The organism is Hymenobacter sp. CRA2 (assembly GCF_002007105.1).
Classification (GTDB): domain Bacteria; phylum Bacteroidota; class Bacteroidia; order Cytophagales; family Hymenobacteraceae; genus Solirubrum.
Window position 1 is genome coordinate 547,736 of sequence record NZ_MVBC01000002.1, and the last position, 15,637, is coordinate 563,372.

At 64.5% G+C, this 15,637-nt stretch carries 12 protein-coding genes; 7 read left to right on the top strand and 5 right to left on the bottom strand.

Going from position 1 to position 15,637, the window contains the following annotated elements:
• Positions 1-47 precede the first annotated feature (47 nt).
• Positions 48-845 carry a universal stress protein gene (locus B0919_RS06065; protein WP_078011319.1) on the bottom strand — a complete coding sequence of 266 codons (798 nt, stop codon included), beginning with the start codon at positions 843-845 and terminating at the stop codon, positions 48-50.
• A 316-nt stretch (positions 846-1,161) separates the two neighbouring features.
• Between B0919_RS06065 and B0919_RS06070 the strand changes: the two genes are divergently transcribed.
• The 3 genes from B0919_RS06070 (at position 1,162) to B0919_RS06080 (ending at position 4,698) form a co-directional block, all read left to right on the top strand.
• On the top strand, positions 1,162-2,181 hold the full coding sequence (locus B0919_RS06070) for a 2-hydroxyacid dehydrogenase (RefSeq protein WP_078011320.1): 1,020 nt from the start codon (positions 1,162-1,164) through the stop codon (positions 2,179-2,181).
• A 20-nt stretch (positions 2,182-2,201) separates the two neighbouring features.
• Positions 2,202-3,647, top strand: a complete 1,446-nt coding sequence (locus B0919_RS06075; protein ID WP_078011321.1) for a L,D-transpeptidase family protein — start codon at positions 2,202-2,204, stop codon at positions 3,645-3,647.
• 187 nt (positions 3,648-3,834) lie between these two features.
• Positions 3,835-4,698 carry a universal stress protein gene (locus B0919_RS06080; protein ID WP_078011322.1) on the top strand — a complete coding sequence of 288 codons (864 nt, stop codon included), beginning with the start codon at positions 3,835-3,837 and terminating at the stop codon, positions 4,696-4,698.
• 427 nt (positions 4,699-5,125) lie between these two features.
• Here the strand turns inward: B0919_RS06080 and B0919_RS06085 are convergent, their stop codons facing one another.
• The 3 genes from B0919_RS06085 to B0919_RS06095 form a co-directional block, all read right to left on the bottom strand.
• Complete coding sequence (locus tag B0919_RS06085) at positions 5,126-6,025, bottom strand: helix-turn-helix domain-containing protein (RefSeq protein WP_078011323.1); 900 nt, start codon at positions 6,023-6,025, stop codon at positions 5,126-5,128.
• A 33-nt stretch (positions 6,026-6,058) separates the two neighbouring features.
• The gene (locus tag B0919_RS06090; RefSeq protein WP_078011324.1) at positions 6,059-6,379 is read right to left on the bottom strand and encodes a putative quinol monooxygenase; all 321 of its coding nucleotides are present in this window, start codon (positions 6,377-6,379) and stop codon (positions 6,059-6,061) included.
• 93 nt (positions 6,380-6,472) lie between these two features.
• Positions 6,473-7,594, bottom strand: coding sequence for an NADP-dependent oxidoreductase (locus B0919_RS06095; protein ID WP_217700997.1), 1,122 nt, complete (start codon positions 7,592-7,594; stop codon positions 6,473-6,475).
• 290 nt (positions 7,595-7,884) lie between these two features.
• On the opposite strand from B0919_RS06095, the gene B0919_RS06100 reads away from it, so the two are divergent.
• Both B0919_RS06100 and B0919_RS06105 read left to right on the top strand, forming a co-directional pair.
• Positions 7,885-8,820: a helix-turn-helix domain-containing protein gene (locus B0919_RS06100; RefSeq protein ID WP_078011326.1), complete on the top strand. Its 936-nt coding sequence runs from the start codon at positions 7,885-7,887 to the stop codon at positions 8,818-8,820.
• A 103-nt stretch (positions 8,821-8,923) separates the two neighbouring features.
• Positions 8,924-9,634, top strand: a complete 711-nt coding sequence (locus B0919_RS06105; RefSeq protein ID WP_078011327.1) for an SDR family oxidoreductase — start codon at positions 8,924-8,926, stop codon at positions 9,632-9,634.
• Between the two features lie 272 nt (positions 9,635-9,906).
• Here B0919_RS06105 and B0919_RS06110 read toward each other — a convergent pair whose 3' ends face one another.
• The gene (locus B0919_RS06110; protein WP_176132874.1) at positions 9,907-11,781 is read right to left on the bottom strand and encodes a CHRD domain-containing protein; all 1,875 of its coding nucleotides are present in this window, start codon (positions 11,779-11,781) and stop codon (positions 9,907-9,909) included.
• A 187-nt stretch (positions 11,782-11,968) separates the two neighbouring features.
• On the opposite strand from B0919_RS06110, the gene B0919_RS06115 reads away from it, so the two are divergent.
• Positions 11,969-12,445 carry a nucleoside deaminase gene (locus B0919_RS06115; RefSeq protein WP_078011406.1) on the top strand — a complete coding sequence of 159 codons (477 nt, stop codon included), beginning with the start codon at positions 11,969-11,971 and terminating at the stop codon, positions 12,443-12,445.
• Between the two features lie 327 nt (positions 12,446-12,772).
• A complete protein-coding gene (locus tag B0919_RS06120) occupies positions 12,773-15,604 on the top strand; it encodes a heparinase II/III family protein (protein ID WP_176132875.1) in 2,832 nt (943 codons plus the stop codon).
• Positions 15,605-15,637 lie beyond the last annotated feature (33 nt).

Below are 15,637 nucleotides of genomic sequence, written 5' to 3' on the forward strand. Positions count from 1 at the left end.
CGGCTTGGTGGGCGGGCGAAAAAGCCAGGTTTGCGGCGTCCCGGGCGCTAGTCCACGGCGGGCAGCACCAGCACGGGCACCGGACTAGCCAGCAGCACCCGGGCCGTGACGCTGCGGTGAAACAGCTGCCCCCAGAAGCTCCGCGGCCGGGCAATCAGGGCCACGGCGTCGTACGCGCCGGTGTGCAGGGCCGCCAGGATGGCCGCAGCGGGTTCAGGTGCCGTGACGCAGCAGGTGTGCACGGCCGGCAGCTCGATGGTCAGGCCCGTGCGCAGTACCGAGTCGGCCACGGCCGAGGCATCGGCGGCAGCCGATGCGCAGCTGTGCCACAGCGTGAGTTCGGCCTGCAGGGCGCTGAACAGCCGCCGGGCGGTGCCGGCATGCTCACCCAGGGAAAACGGGTTGCCATCGACGGCCAGCAGAATGCGGCGCAGCGCCACCGGCTGCGGCGCGGCAGGCACCAGCAACAGCGGGCACGGTGCCGCCCGCAGCAGCGTCAGGGCAATGCTCGGCAGCTCCTCGGCCAGAGCCGATGCCGTGCGCCCCAGCACCAGCACCGCAGGGTGGTGCCGCCGCACGGCATCGGCCGCCGCCACGGGCAGGGAACCCCGGCCGATTTCCGCTGCGGCGGGCACGGGCAGCTCCTGCGTCAGACAATTGAGGGCCAGCCCTACGGCTTCGGGGCTGAGATTGGTGACGCGCGGGAGCGGCTGGCCCGGTCCCGGCTCGCGCACGTGCAGCAGCACTAGACGTGCCCGCAAGGGCGCGGCCAGACTGGTGGCGTAGTCGAGGGCCCGGTGAGCGGCCTGGAAGAAATCGGTGAGGACAATCAGGGAGAGGGGCATACGGCAACGACTGACGGTAACTGCCGACTAAGTACGGCAGCTCTGCAGCCGCGACACAGTATATATATGAGCCAGGGGCGTGATAATTATCATCTTTTCGGTTCCAGACCGGCGCTATACATTTGGCCGGCTGTCCAGAGCTGTTGCCCGCAGCCGCTACCGTACGTGTGCCTCGCGGCATCTGACCGCGCCCCGGCGGCTCGCCAGCGCCTCACCCGCCCAGCTGCACTTGGAGCTGATGAGGATTACTCCTCTTCCGGCCCGCTTCAGCTTCGCAGCGCGGGTGCTCCTTACCTAGTCTTCACGCCAACCCAGCATGCAGGTTACCGTTTTCAGCGCTCATCCCTTCGAGCAGCCTTTCCTGACCGAGGCAGCAGGCTCGCAGCACCAGTTGCGTTTTGTGGCCGATGCCCTCGGCTCCAACACGGCCGCGCTGGCCCACAGCAGCCAAGCCGTGGCCATATTCACCAGCGACGACGCCTCCGCGCCCGTGCTGGAGCGCCTGGCGGCCCTGGGGGTGCGCTACGTAGCGGTGCGCGCCGCCGGCCACGACCAAGTCGACCTCGGGGCGGCGGCGCGGCTGGGCCTGCGCGTGGCCAACGTGCCCGAGTACTCGCCCTACGCCATTGCTGAACACACCGTCACGCTCATGCTGGCCCTGAACCGGCGCTTACGCCAGGCCGACCAGCAGCTGCGCCAGTACGATTTTCGCCTGGATAACCTCGTTGGCTTCGACCTGCACGGCAAGACGGTGGGCATTATCGGCTGCGGACGCATCGGTGGGGTGCTGGCCCGCATCCTGCACGGCTTCGGCTGCCGCCTGCTAGGCTACGACGTGCGGCCCAATCCGGAGCTAGCCCGGCGCTACGATCTGCAATTTGTGTCGCTCGGCACGCTGTGCGCCCAGGCCGACATCATTTCGGTGCACGCGCCGCTGGTTCCGGCCACCCACCACCTGATCAACGCCGAGCGGCTGGCCCAGATGAAACGCGGCGTGATGCTCATCAACACCGGCCGCGGAGCGGTGCTCGACACCGAAGCTGCCTTGATTGCGCTCCGCTCGGGCCAGCTGGGTTACCTGGGGCTAGATGTGTACGAGCACGAAAAAGGCCTCTTTTTCCAGGACCACTCCCGCGAACCGGGCACCGACGCACTCCTCACCGAGCTGGTGGCCGAGCCCAACGTACTCATCACCGGCCATCAGGCCTTCCTGACGCGGGACGCCCTAATCAATATCGCTACCACCACCGCCAACAGCCTGAACGCCTGGGCATCGCAGCAGCCGGCAGCGCACGAGCTTCAGCTGGCGGCTAGTACTACGCTCCTCCCAGCCTAGGCATCATTCTCTTGTCGCGCATGTTTGGTTTTCGCAGCCCGTCCGCTGCCGTGCTGCCGGCATTGGGCCTGCTGCTGGCCTTGTCGCAGTGTACGGGCGAGCAGTCTTCCTCCGTGCCGGAAAGCAGTCCGTCCCGTGCCACTGCGCAGCCACCTTCGGTCGGCGCTTGCATTCTGGCTCTGCTGGATACCACTGCCGGCGCCCCGTCGGCCAGCCGGCAGCTGCAAAACCGCAGCGCCGTGCGCGCCCTGTACGGAGCGAAGCCTACGCCCTTGTGGTCGGCGGCCGATGCGACGGCGGTGCTGGCCTTACTGGCGCAAGCCCCCGCGTACGGCCTGCGACCCGAGTACTACCATGTGGCAGAGCTGCGGGGCCGGCGCGACTCGCTCCAGCAACGTAGCACTGCCGGGCAAGCGGCGCGGCAGGCCCGGTTCGACCTCGGCCTGAGCGACGCCGTGCTCACGTTCATGCGCGACCTGCACCGGGGCCGCCTGACCTCCTCGGCAGCTCCAGCCGCGCCGGCGCTACCCGCCCCGGCGGATACACTGCGCCGCGGGCTGGCCGCGCACCGGGTTACGGCCGCCGTACTGGCCTGCCAACCCAATCACCGCCCCTACCGGCAGCTGCAGGCGGCGCTGGCCCGGTGGTTGCGCCAGCCGGTTCCGCCCGATTCAGCGGCGGCCTACCAGGCACGCTGGGCGCTGGCGGCGCTGAACCTGGAGCGGTGGCGGCAGGCGCCCATTGCCGATTCGGAGTACATGCTGATCAACCTGCCCGCATTTGAGCTGCAGGTGGTGCGCCACGACAGCGTGCTGCGGCGTCACCGCGTGATTGTCGGCAAGCCCGAAACGCCTTCGCCCACGCTCAGCAGCCGCATCACCCACTTCACGCTTGCCCCCGACTGGCACGTGCCCCACTCCATTGCCACCAGGGAAATCCTGCCTCGCCTGCGCACCAACCCCGGATACCTGGCCCGCAACAACTACGCCCTGTACGACAGCCGCGGGCAGCTGCTCGACCCGGTGCAGATCAACTGGGAGCAGGTTACGCCGGCGCGTTTTGCCTACACCATCCGTCAATCGGCTGGGTGCGACAACGCCCTGGGCAACATCGTTTTTCGCTTCCCCAACCCCTACGCCGTTTACCTGCACGATACGCCGGCGCGGCAGGCGTTTGCTCAACCGCGACGCGCCCTCAGCCACGGCTGCATCCGCCTGCAGCAACCCATGGAGCTGGCCGCCTACCTGCTGCGCCGCGATGGGCAGCAGACTCAGCCTCTGCCGAGCGAGGAAGCCTGCGCCCGCCAGCCTCGCCCCCAAGACGTGCGGCTGCGGCGCCCTATGCCTTTGCACGTGGGCTACTTCACCTGTTCGGCCGAGCAGGGCCAGTTGCGCTTTCACCCGGATATTTACCGCCGCGACGAGCAGCCGCTGCGGCGACTGGCCAGCGCCTCACCGGGCCTGTGACGCGGCCTGTGAACGGGCTCCACAACCATATCAGCAACGCCCGGCCGCATGACATAAGTCATTGGCTGGCGCCGGTTTGCTTTCCACCTTTGCCCCATCACCGGCGGCCACGCACCGCAACCGGGGCTTGCCCCGGGCGGAGTAGGCGGGTGCAGTTCCTCCCTGTTTCACTTAAGCATCGAGTGTCATGACACTGAACCTGGTTCAAAACACGCCATCAGCCGTGCCGGCCACCGAGCCGCCGGTGTTGTCGCTGATTGTGCTGGCCAACTTCTTTCCGGCCGCGCGCCGGGCTATTCGGTACGCGGCGGAGCTTGCCGCGCCGCTCGGGGCCCAGTTGGTGCTGCTGCACGTGCGGGAAGTGACGGTGCTCGACGGCGAGCTATTACCGGCGGGCGAGGAGCGCGACGGGGAGTTGCTGATGGCCGTACAGTCGCTGGCCGATGAAGCATACGTGCCCACCTCTGTGGAGCTGGTGCCTAACTTGCAGCTTAGCACCGCCGCCGAGCTGGCCAAGCGCTACGCCCCGGCCCTGTTTGTGCTGGGCCATGCGGAGGAAGTTAATGAAGAAGGCACCGTCAGCCAAGCCGTGCTGGAGGTGCTGCGTAGCGGGGAGTTTCCGCTGCTGGTGGTGCCCGAAGTGTACAGCGGCCCGGCCGCGCCGAAACAGGTGATGGTAGCGGCCGATGGCGAGCCGTTCACCTTGCACAAACCCGCTGCGGCCCTGCAACTGCTCACGCAGCTAGAGCCCCGCATGACGGTAGTCACGGTATCGGCTGTGCAAGACGACCAAACCTGCGCCATGGCCCTACATCAGGTAAAAGCCAGCGGCCTGTCCGACGCGGCCAGCCACATTTGCCCCGAAGCCATTCGCCACGGTTACCCCGTGCAGGGCCTGCTCAAAGCCGTGCACCAGACCGGGGCAGAACTGGCCGTTCTTATTGCCCGCCGCCATAGTTTCCTCAGCGCCATGTTCCACCGCAGCGTGACCAATCGGCTGCTGAGCACTTGCCCCGTACCCATGTTGCTGCTGCCAGCCACCGACGGCTAGCAACAGCGCACTACTCAACCTTGTTTTCAGCCGCCGTTTCTGAGCCTGCGCCCAGGAACGGCGGCTTCGTTTTGCTGGTAGCCCAGCGGAATTGCCGCAGCCCGCTGTGCAGCATTTCCGAAGCGTAGCAGGCTCAGTCTAGCTGGATAAACCTCAAGCCTGTCGCGCCCAGCTGACGTTTTGGCCGCCGCTATAGGTCCTATCCTTTCGGCTCGCTGCCTACTTTATTGAACTGATCAGCGGTGTTGCGGCACTGTTAAAGGTCGCGAGCCTTGCAGCACCCATTGTTGCAATGGCTAAGTGTTCCACCAGGCAGTTCCTCAGGAGCAAATCTGACAAGAGCTGCTGCAGGTGGCTTAAGGCTGAGAGGTGTTGCCATGAGGGAAGGAAAACACCTTCTGATTTCATCCGGTCTCGCCGGACCACCTCACCCCATAGCGTAGATGGCTCCGGTGGCCTTCCGGCAGGCCAGCGGGGTGATGCCGGTCTGCTTCTTGAAGAAGTTGTTGAAGTACGTGGGGTAGGCAAAGCCCAGGCAAAAGGCAATTTCGGCTACGCTCCAGGTGGTGTGTTGCAGCAGGGCTTTGGCCTCGTCGGTGATGCGGCTGGTGATGTGCGCGCTCGTGGGCTTGCCGGTCACTTCTTTCACGGCCTTGTTCAGGTGGTTCACATGCACCGCGAGCCGGTCGGCAAATTCCTGCGCCGTTTTCAGCGGCAGCGCTTGCTCGGGGCTTTCCACCGGAAACAGCTGCTCCAGCAGCTCTAGAAATTGAGCGGTCAGGCGGGCGGCGGCGTTCTTGTGCTGGGGAAAGCTCTCCACCGGTTGCAGATGAAGCGCCTCGTGCACCGCCAACTGGAGGTAGGTGCGAATCAGTTCGGCCTTGAACGGATACTCGGCCTGTTGCTCGGCCAGCATCTTCTCAAAGATGCCGGTCATAAACGCGGCTTGCGCCTCTGCAAGCCGGAAGAGCGGCGTGCTTCCGAACTTAAACAAGGGCGACTGTTGCAGGCTTTCTGAGCAGTCATGCGCCGTAATGAACGCCTCGGTGAACAGGCTAATGTAGCCGCGGCGGAAGTCCCCGCGCATTTCCATGGCGTAGGGAATGTGCGGGTTGAAGAACAGCAGGTAAGTGCCGTCCAAATCCCAGCTCTGGTGGCCGTAATGCAGCCGGGCCTGGGTCGTGAGCAGGATAACCTTGTAGTAGTCGCGCCGAACGAAACGCGACTTGGTCAGGCACGGCTCATCCACCGCGTACACCTTGAAGCCTTTCAGCTGCGGGTCCTGGTTTGTCAGCGCAGCGGGCACAGAAGCTACAGAACGTACCATGGGGCAAAAGTACGGAAATCAAGCCAGCCGGCCCTACCCCGGATGCTCGCTCAGCCGCCGGGTGTGCCGCACATGCATGGGCACGGCCAGCAGCGGCTGCAACTGTTCGACCACGCGGGACTGCGGGGGCGTTGGGTGGGCGGCCACGGCCTCATCGTGGGCCCAGGCCGCGCTCAGCAGGAAGGTATCCGGCTCTTCGGCTTGCTGGAAAAGATGATAATACAGGCAACCGGGCTCCAGGCGTACCAAGTCCACGAGTTTGAGCAGCAACTGCTGCACGCGCTGGCGGTGCTGCGGCTGGCTCTGGATAGTGACGAGCAGGTGCCGCTCTGCGGCTTTATCGGAATCAGGCATCGGGGTGGGCGTTAGATCAGAAAAAGCGAAGGCCTGCCCCTCGCGCGAGCTGTTGCTCTTCGCGGTGGCAAACCATCGGTTAAGGGCGCGGGCTCAGGCGACCGTCAGCACGATTTTGCCCTGGATATGACCACGGGCGGCGCGGGCGTGGGCCTGGCCCGCCTCGGCCAGCGGAAACGTGCTGTCGATGGCCACGCGCACCGTGCCCACATCGAGCAGGCGCCCCAGCTCGGCCAGCTGCGCCCCGCTCGAGCGCACCTGGGTCATCGAGACGGTGATGCCCCGCTGGGCGGCCTGTTCGGCATCGGAGAAGCCCAGGAACACCGGAAACAGGGCACCGCCGCGCTTGAGTACGCGCAGGAAACGGCCGGTAGTGGGCCCGCCGAGCGTGTCGACGACGAGGTCCACGTCCTGCACAGCATCCTTGGGCGTGGTCCTGGTATAGTCGATGAATTCATCGGCCCCCAACTCGCGCAGGAAGGTTTCGTGCTTGCCCGAGGCGACGGCGATGACGCGCGCCCCCTGCCATTTGGCCAGCTGCACTGCCATGTGCCCTACGCCGCCGGCGGCCCCGTTGACCAGCACGGTCTGCCCCCGCAGCGGCACCGGGCGGTGCGGTTCGGGTTGGAATGGATTTGCGACCTGGTGCCCCAGCTCAATCAGGTACTGCCATGCCGTGAGCCCGGCCATCGGGGCCCCGGCGGCGTGGACGTGGTCGAGCCCGGCCGGCTTGTGGGCCAGGTCGGCCGCAGGGGCCGCCACATACTCGGCGTACGCTCCGCCCCCCACGACGTTGGGAAAACGAACCATGCCGAACACCTCCTCGCCGACGGCAAAGCCCTGTACGTCTGCTGCGACGGCTACCACCACGCCCGAAATATCCGAGCCGGGAATAGTAGGCAAGGGTACCGGCGGCCGCCAGTCGGGTGGCAGCTCGCGGTAGCCGTCGCGCAGATACCAATCAGGCGGATTGAGGCTCACGGCGTGCACGCGCACCAGTACCTCCCCGGGCTGGAGCTCGGGCAGCGGTACGGTATCGTAGTGCAGCACTTCGGGGCCCCCAAACGCGTGCAGGCGAATTGCCTGCATCTGAGCGGCGGGCAGTACCGGGGCCTGCTGGGTAGTCGTGCTGCTTTGTGCTTCTGCCTTGGGGGCTAGTTCGTGGGCCTGTTCGGCAGCCGAATGCCCACTTACGGGCGCTACTGTTGCGGCCATAGGAGTTTCATGTAGTTGAAGGTGTTCGTCGATTTCACCTGCCGCCTGCGGCGCGGCTTATTCGCACCGCAGTAGCTCAGTGAATTCGACTCGACAAAGGTGCTCCCTCGCACCAGGGGTAAAAAACACCATTCAATCCAAAAAGTATGAATATCAATCCAGGACCACCCTGGGCGGATGACTCCTTTCTATGGCCATGAGTAGAACTGAACACCCGGGGAGCTGTTATGACCAGTGGTAACGCCCTGTCACTTGCTCCCTGCGCCTACTGGCCTGCTTGCTTCGTACCTATGCGACCGACTTCCCTAGCCGCCTTTTATGCCGCGTGCGCGCCCACTTCGGAGTCGGGGGCGGGCGTCTTGCCGCCACCCGATATGGCGCACGCCGTGGGGCACTTCAACGTCTTTCCGCTATCGGACCTGCGCGGGTTGCCCCCGATGACGTTTACCCGACGGGCCTACCACAAAATCACACTCTGCCGCGGGCGCAGTCAAGTGGAGTACGCCGACCGAAGCCCGTACCGCGGCCGCAACACCGTCTTTCTGGTCACGCCGCGCGTGCCCTACCGGTGGCTACCGCTCACCGAGGTGCCCGAAGGCTACTGCTGCCTCTTCGACGATGCCTTTCTGCTGCCCGCCCGGACCGGGGCTGTACTGGCCGAGCTGCCGATTTTTCAGCCCGGCGCCTACCCCGTGTGGGAAGTGTCGGCGCGCGACGGCGCGGCGCTCGAAGCGGTATTCCAAAAAATGGCGCACGAACTCACATCCGGGTATTCCTACAAGTATGACCTGTTGCGCACGTACGTGTGGGAGCTCATTCACCTTGTGCAGAAGCTGCAGCCAGCGGCCGCGCCGCTGGCCACGCACAACGCGGCCGAACGGGTAGCTGCGCAGTTCACCGCCTTGCTGGAGCAGCAGTTTCCACGCCACAGCCCGCAGCCGCCACTGCGCCTGCGCACCGCCGTGGACTATGCCAATCAATTGGCCGTGCACGTCAACCACCTCAACCGGGTGCTAAAGGAAACGACGGGCTACACGACTACCACCCTCATCAGTAACCGCTTGTTCCAGGAGGCCAAAATCCTGTTGCAGCACACGACTTGGAGCATTTCGGAAATCGGCGATAGTCTGGACTTTGCCGACGTGGCGCATTTCTGCACGTTTTTCAAGCGCCACGCGGGCCAAACACCCCGTGAATTTCGGAGCCGGGCCATGTTTGAAATCTGAAGCAGATGGGTTGATCGGCGAAGCCACCCTACCACCGGCGTGCATGACCTTTGTGGAGTACACCGCGCCCCGCTCACCGACGGGGACAACCCCTCTCTGCATCATGGAAAACAAGAAAATAGCGCTGGTGACCGGTGGCAACAAAGGCATCGGCCGGGAAATCGTACGCGGGCTGCTACGGGCGGGCTGCCGCGTATACCTCGGGGCCCGCGAGGCGGCCAAGGGGCAGCAAGCCGTAGCTGAATTAGTAGCTGAAGGCGAGGTGGAGTTCCTCGAAGTGGACCTGACCAACCCCGCAACCCTCGACGCGGCCGCCACGCAGCTGCAACGCACGCATGGGTATCTGGATATCCTAGTGAACAACGCCGGCATCAACGTCGCCGGCGACGGTCGGGCGAGCAGCGCTGCCGTACGCAGTGTGGAGCTGGTGCTCCAAACGAATTTTCTGGGCACGCTGGCCGTCACGCAAGCATTTTTGCCGCTGCTCAAGCAAGCCTCGGCGGGGCGCATTGTCAACGTATCCAGTCCGCTGGCCTCGCTCACACTCAGCGGGCTGAATGACTGGGGCCTGTTGGGGTACTCGGCCTCCAAAGCTGCGCTGAACATGCTGACGGTGCAACTGGCCTACGAGTTGCGCGACACGGTCATTAAGGTGAATTCAGCCAACCCCGGCTACACGGCCACTGACCTTAACGGCTTTGCCGGCACCGACACTCCTGCCCAAAGCGCAGCGGAGGCCATCCGGCTGGCCCTGCTGCCGGTGGATGGTCCTACGGGCACGACCTCTTCTGCCAACGGTCCGTTGCCGTGGTGAAGACGCCATTTATAACATAACCATCTAATTATGATTGATTAACCACTAATACAACGCCTTCTGTACAACCCAACCGCTAGCTGACCAGCAGAAACAAACCAGACCCAGTGCGCGGAAACGGTTGATAGAACTTGTGTACCGACAAAACGTCCTCCTGTCGGCACAATGGTATGCCGAAGAGGATAAAGAAATAACGCAAGTATCTGGGTATGAGCAATAAAAAAAGGGCAGGTAACACCCGCCCTCTTTTCCACAACCAAAACACCTAAAAACTATTCTTTCACAAATTTAGTGACAATCTTCGTGCCAGAAACATTTATCGAAATAAAATATATCCCGGCCTTCAGATGGCTAACCTCAAGAGCCGAATTGTTGGCTCCGGGTTGCACGCCCACAGGCTGCGAAAGAACTTGCCGCCCCAACACATCGGTAACTTGAATAGTGCCCGATTCGCGCACCCGGCTTTCGAAAGTTAGCTGCACCTGTTTGGCGGCTGGGTTCGGGTAAGCGCTGAAGGTCTCGGCGACCACGGCGGCGGGCTCGGCGGCCAGCACGCGGCTGAGGTTGCGGGCACCGCGGAACACCTGCCCGCGGATTTCGCCGGCGGGGTTAGCAGCCGTGTGCAGGTTCACGTACATGCTGTCGCGGCGGAACTGCAGGGCGCGGCGCTGGGTAAACGGCTGCGCGGCCGAGCTGGTCCAGAAGCCGTTGGCTTCGTAGGGGTTAGTGGTACTGTTGAAGAACGGCGGCAGGTTGAACGCCACAGGTCCGGCCTGACGAAATAAGCCGGTGTGAAAGTGCCCGGTGGTAGCCGGACCGCTCAGCCCACCCCACACCATAGCAAAGTGCGCGTTGCTCTGGTCGCGGTCGATGGACACGAAGCCGGCACCGTAGCCGTTGGTACTGACGGGGTTGGGCGCTTCCTGCTGGCCGTTCAGCGAGAAGGTGTATCCCTCTCGGGCCAGCCGGTACACCTGCCCACGAATTTCGCCGTTGGGGTTGGCGGCCGTGCTGAACACCAGGTTGGCGCCCCCACTCAAAAACAGGTTGACGGCCACCGTATTCAGGCCCGACAGCGTCAGGCCAAAGGAATTAGGCGTGCCGGCCGGAATGGTCACCGAGGCCAGCAGCCCGGCCGGGGAGTTGACCTGCCCGGCTTCACCAGCGTAAATCTGCAGGGCCGTCGGAGCGCCGCTCAGGCCGGTATGCGCAATACTCATGCGCAGCGTGTCCAGCGTGGTGTTCAGGCGCAACACGGCCACGGCCTGCGCGGTGGTGGTTACGGCCGGCACCATCTGCGCCCCATCGAGGCGGGCATCGTGGGCCAGGGCGCGCAGGGTAGGCAACACCTGTCCGCGAATTTCTCCCCCAGGGTTGTTGGCCGTGTGCACGTTGATGTAGATCTGCCCGGCGGCCAGGGCCGTGAGAAATGCCGCGGTAGGCGTGATTTCGCCTTCGATGACGTTGCCGGTGCGGAAGGTTTCGGTGCCGACAATCACGGGGCCACTGACCCCGACCGCCCCGGTGTGGAAGTGGCTGTTGGTAATGGCGCTGCTCAGCCCCGAAAACACGACTTTGAACCTAAACCTGGTCTGGTCCTGGCTCAGATTGAACGTACCAACGCCCGTGCCGTTGGTTGTCACGGCCGGCACCTCCTGAGCGCCGCTGAGGGCGGCGGCGTACTCTGCGTCCGTTTCTATTTCGATCTGCCCGCGGATTTCGCCGGCGGGGTTAGCAGCCGTGTGCACGTTGATGTAGTACTCCCCACGCAAGTATTTGCTGATCTTGGCGCGGTCGATGTCGGCGCCGGTGAGGAAGCCCTGCATGCGGTTGCCGCTCACAAACGGCAGCAAATTGGTCACCACCGGGCCGGCTACGCCGCGGGCGCCGTCGTGCACGTGGGCCTGGGTAATGGGCCCGCTCAAGCCATTGAAGGCTGCGGTAATAAATAAGGTGTCGCGCGTGGCGTTGAAGGTGAAGCTGGCCACGCCCCGGGCAGCCGTCGTGACGGCGGGCACTTCCTGAGCGCCGGTGAGCTGGGCGCCCAGCAGCAAGTGCGGGCGCAGGTGGTCGGCGCGGGCGGCCAGGCCCAGCAGCAGCAAGGGCAGCCAGCCGACCCGGAGGCACAGCGTACGGAGTAGGTTCATAGTAGCAAGGCGTTTGGAGGTTGGGAATGGAAGAAGGGTTTGGTTGTGAGCCCCGGTGGCCCGGCAGAGCCGGTTTGCGGCCTTTTGAGGCCGGCCACACCGCGGTGCTGAAGCTGAACTCGCAAACAATTGGCTGGCAGTTGCCCGTCGGCGGCGTATTTTTGCGGGTTCACCCCGTATTTTTCCCATGGACTCTCCCAACCCCGACTTCATGCGCGAGGCCATCCGCCTCTCCGTTGAGCAAATGCAGGCCGGCCTCGGCGGCCCCTTCGGCGCGGTGGTAGTTAAGGACGGGCGCATCATTGCGCGCGGCTTCAACCAGGTCACCAGCACCAACGACCCTACCTGCCACGCCGAGGTCGACGCCATCCGCAAGGCCTGCCAGGCCCTGGGTAGCTTCCAGCTCGACGACTGCGACCTGTACACCAGCTGCGAACCGTGCCCGATGTGCCTCGGCGCCATTTACTGGGCCCGCCCACGCCGCGTGTTCTACGGCAACACCAAGCAAGACGCCGCCGCCATCGGTTTCGACGACCAGTTCATCTACGACGAAATCGAGAAGCCCCTCTCCGACCGCGGCATCCCCATGGAGCAGATGCTGCGCGAGGAGGCCCTGGCCGGCTTCCGCGCCTGGGAACAACACGAAGGCAAAACGGAGTACTAGGCCGCGCGGCCTCTTACCGGCCAGTCGTAAAGGGCTGCATTCCACGGTGGTGGAATGCAGCCCTTATTCGTGCAGCTCATTTTGGGAGGCGCTTTATCAAAATAATTCTACTCTCTACCCAGTATCCAACGAACCAATTCCCAGCTCCTCTCCTTTGACAGGCACCTGATTTTCACGCACAGGCGCCTCATGCTGCACTTCTCCCCTGCCAAAGCTTTTTTACAATCCATTCTCATTTTAGCTTTAATCCTATTCCATTTCAACAAGACCGTTGCCCAGAACGGCAGCTGGCACCCTGCTGAAGCCGCAGAAACCTTTCCGCGCACGTTGCTGACTGCGGACGAGCTGCCGGCCGTGCGGGCCGCCGTAACATCGGGAACGAGTTTCGCCCTGTATGCCAGCCTAGTAGCCGACGTAGCAGGTACCCCGCCCGCTGATAATACCTCGTCGGGTGGGCGCCGGGCGCGGGCCACGTTTGCCAAGAATGCCGCCTTCGTGGCGCTGCTAAACCAACAAGCGGGGCGCGGCGCGGCGCAGCTCTTGCCGGCCGCCGACCGTACACGGCTGTTGACCACTGCCCGGGGCCTGCTGGAAACCATGAACCCGGGCGTGGAGCCGTTTGCCAGCTTCAGCGGGACGCAGTACACCGAGTGGCAGTGGCGCTCCAAGGAACTGATCGACTACCTCGTGGCCTACGACTTGCTCCGGGGCGCGGGCGAGCCGGAAGCCAGCCTGGCCCCGGCCAAAGCCCGGCTACAGCTGTTTGCCGGCAACCTCTACCTGCAGTCGACCAAGCCGTTTTTGGGCGTGGCCTTCTACAAGACCATCAAAAACAACCACACGCTGATGACCGCCGCGGCCTTGGGCATGGCCGCCGCAGTGCTCAACGACGCCACCAGCTCCGACCCCAACCAGCAACCCACGAACTGGGCCAACGCGGGGCTGTTCAACCTCGACAACGTGCTCTGGGAAGACGCCCAGCGGCAGTCCGACCCCGCGGCCGTGGCGGGCTACGCCGAAGGGCCTTACTATTTCAAGTATGCTTTTCTGAATTGCCTGCCTCTCATCCGCACCCTGGGCCACTTTCTGCCCGACAAGGCGTTTAGCTACAGCTACGGCGGCGTGACGCGCAGCATCCCCAACCCATACTTCGACCCGCGTTACGACCGGCTCTACCAGTGGATAACGGCCATTCAGATGCCGGATGGCCGCTTTCCGGCCCTGGAGGACTCGTACATCGACATGGGCATGCCCGAGCTGGCCCTGACCGGCAAAGCGCAGTACGCCAACCCGCTGTACCTGAATAAGCTGAACCCGGGGCAGCTCAATACCCTGCTCACCCAGCTGCGCGACGTGACGGTGGACATGCGCGCGGCTTACCTGGCAGCCAATATCACGCCCGCTCCTCCCCAAAACGCCCAGCTTACCTCCCTGCCGCTGAGCGGCAACCTGGTATTTCGCTCCGGCAACGACTCGCTGGCCAGCTACCTGCACGTGTACGGCAAGAACGGCGCGCCGCTTGCCAACTCCGGCGGCCACAACCAGGGCGACGCCGGCTCCTTCATCCTGCACGCCCAAGGCCAGCTGCTGGCCCTGGATCCGGGCTACCTGAGCTACAACCGCCGCGAGGAAATCGGCAATGCCAGCAACCACAACCTGGTACTGGTCGACGGGGCCGGCCCCGTTATCGGCAGCGCGGGCAATGCCAACGACGCGGCGGCTACGGTGCAGAACGCCTTTGAGACGCCGCAGCTGGCCTACGGCGAAGTGGCCACGGCCTACAACGGCGCCCGCCTCACGCGCAAAACGCTGTTTGTGCGCGGCCGCTACTTTCTACTGGCCGATGCCGTGCAGGCCAGCGCCCCGCACGCCTATACCTGGCAGCTGCACGGTTACGGCCTGGCGGGCGGCACGGCTACCACGGGCACTTTCACCGACAGCCTGGCCACGCACACCGGCATCTGGCAGAAAAACGGGGCCAGCCTGCTGGCGCACGTGACGGCCCAGGGCGCGGCGGCCACTTACACCACCGCTACCCGCATCCACGAGCTGACGTACAACACCACCGAAAACCACACGGCGCTGCTGGTGCAGTCGGGCCGGGCCACTCAGACGCAGTTTCTGGCCGCCTTGTACCCGTTTACCACGCACCAGCCGCGCATCGCAAGTGTCAGCACAGCCAGCACGGCGGGCCTGACCACCACTACCGACCGTTTCCGCGACCTGGCGTTTGCCCAGTCCGATACCCTGCTGCGCACGGCCACTAGTCCGCAACTCCGCCAAGCCATCGGCGCCGATGGCCTGCTGAACTTCTACTCGGCCGACAGCGCGGGCCGCTTTGCACAGCTGTTCATCGAACAGGGCACCGTACTGCAGCTCGATACGCTACCGTTGCTGCTGGCTTCGCGGCGGGCCACCATCAGCTGGCAGCAGCTCGACGACCAGCATTTCGCCGGCTACGTGAGCCGGGCCACCACCCTGCGCCTCGCCTTTCCGCAGGCGCCCCCGACCGTGAGCGGCGCCGGCGTCAGCCGCTTCAGCTACGATGCCGACGCGCACCAATTGCGCATTGAGTTCAGCCAGGCCTCGGCCTTTACCGTGGTGTTGCCGGCCGCGGGCAAGGTGCTGCCGGTGGAGCTGATGCGCTTCGGGGCCGAGCGACAACGCGGCGACGTAGCCCTGACGTGGCAGACGGCCACCGAACTGCGCAACGCGGGCTTCACGGTGGAGCGGCGCACCGGGCAGGAAGCCGCTTTTCAGCCTATCGGCTACGTAGCCGGCGCGGGCACTTCCGCCGCCGCCCGCAGTTACCGCCTGCTGGACAACACCGCCCCGAGCAGCCTCACCTACTACCGCCTGCGCCAGGTCGACACTGACGGCACGGTTACCTACTCGCCGGTGGCCGTAGCCCCAGCAGCAGCTCCCGAGCCCGTGCTCATGCTTGCGCCCAACCCAGCCGATGCATACCTCACGGTGCGCCAATTTGGCACCGCCGGTACGCTGCAGCTGCTTGACACCCAGGGCCGCCGCGTGTTACAGCAGAGCTTTCAGCAGGAAGCCCGCCTGGATACCAGCCACCTGCCCGCCGGGCTGTACTACCTGCAGCTGCTACGCCCAAATGCCCGCCCGCAGACCGGCAAAGTGCTGGTAGTGCATTAACTAACCTCTAAACCACCACAAAAAGCCCCGCTA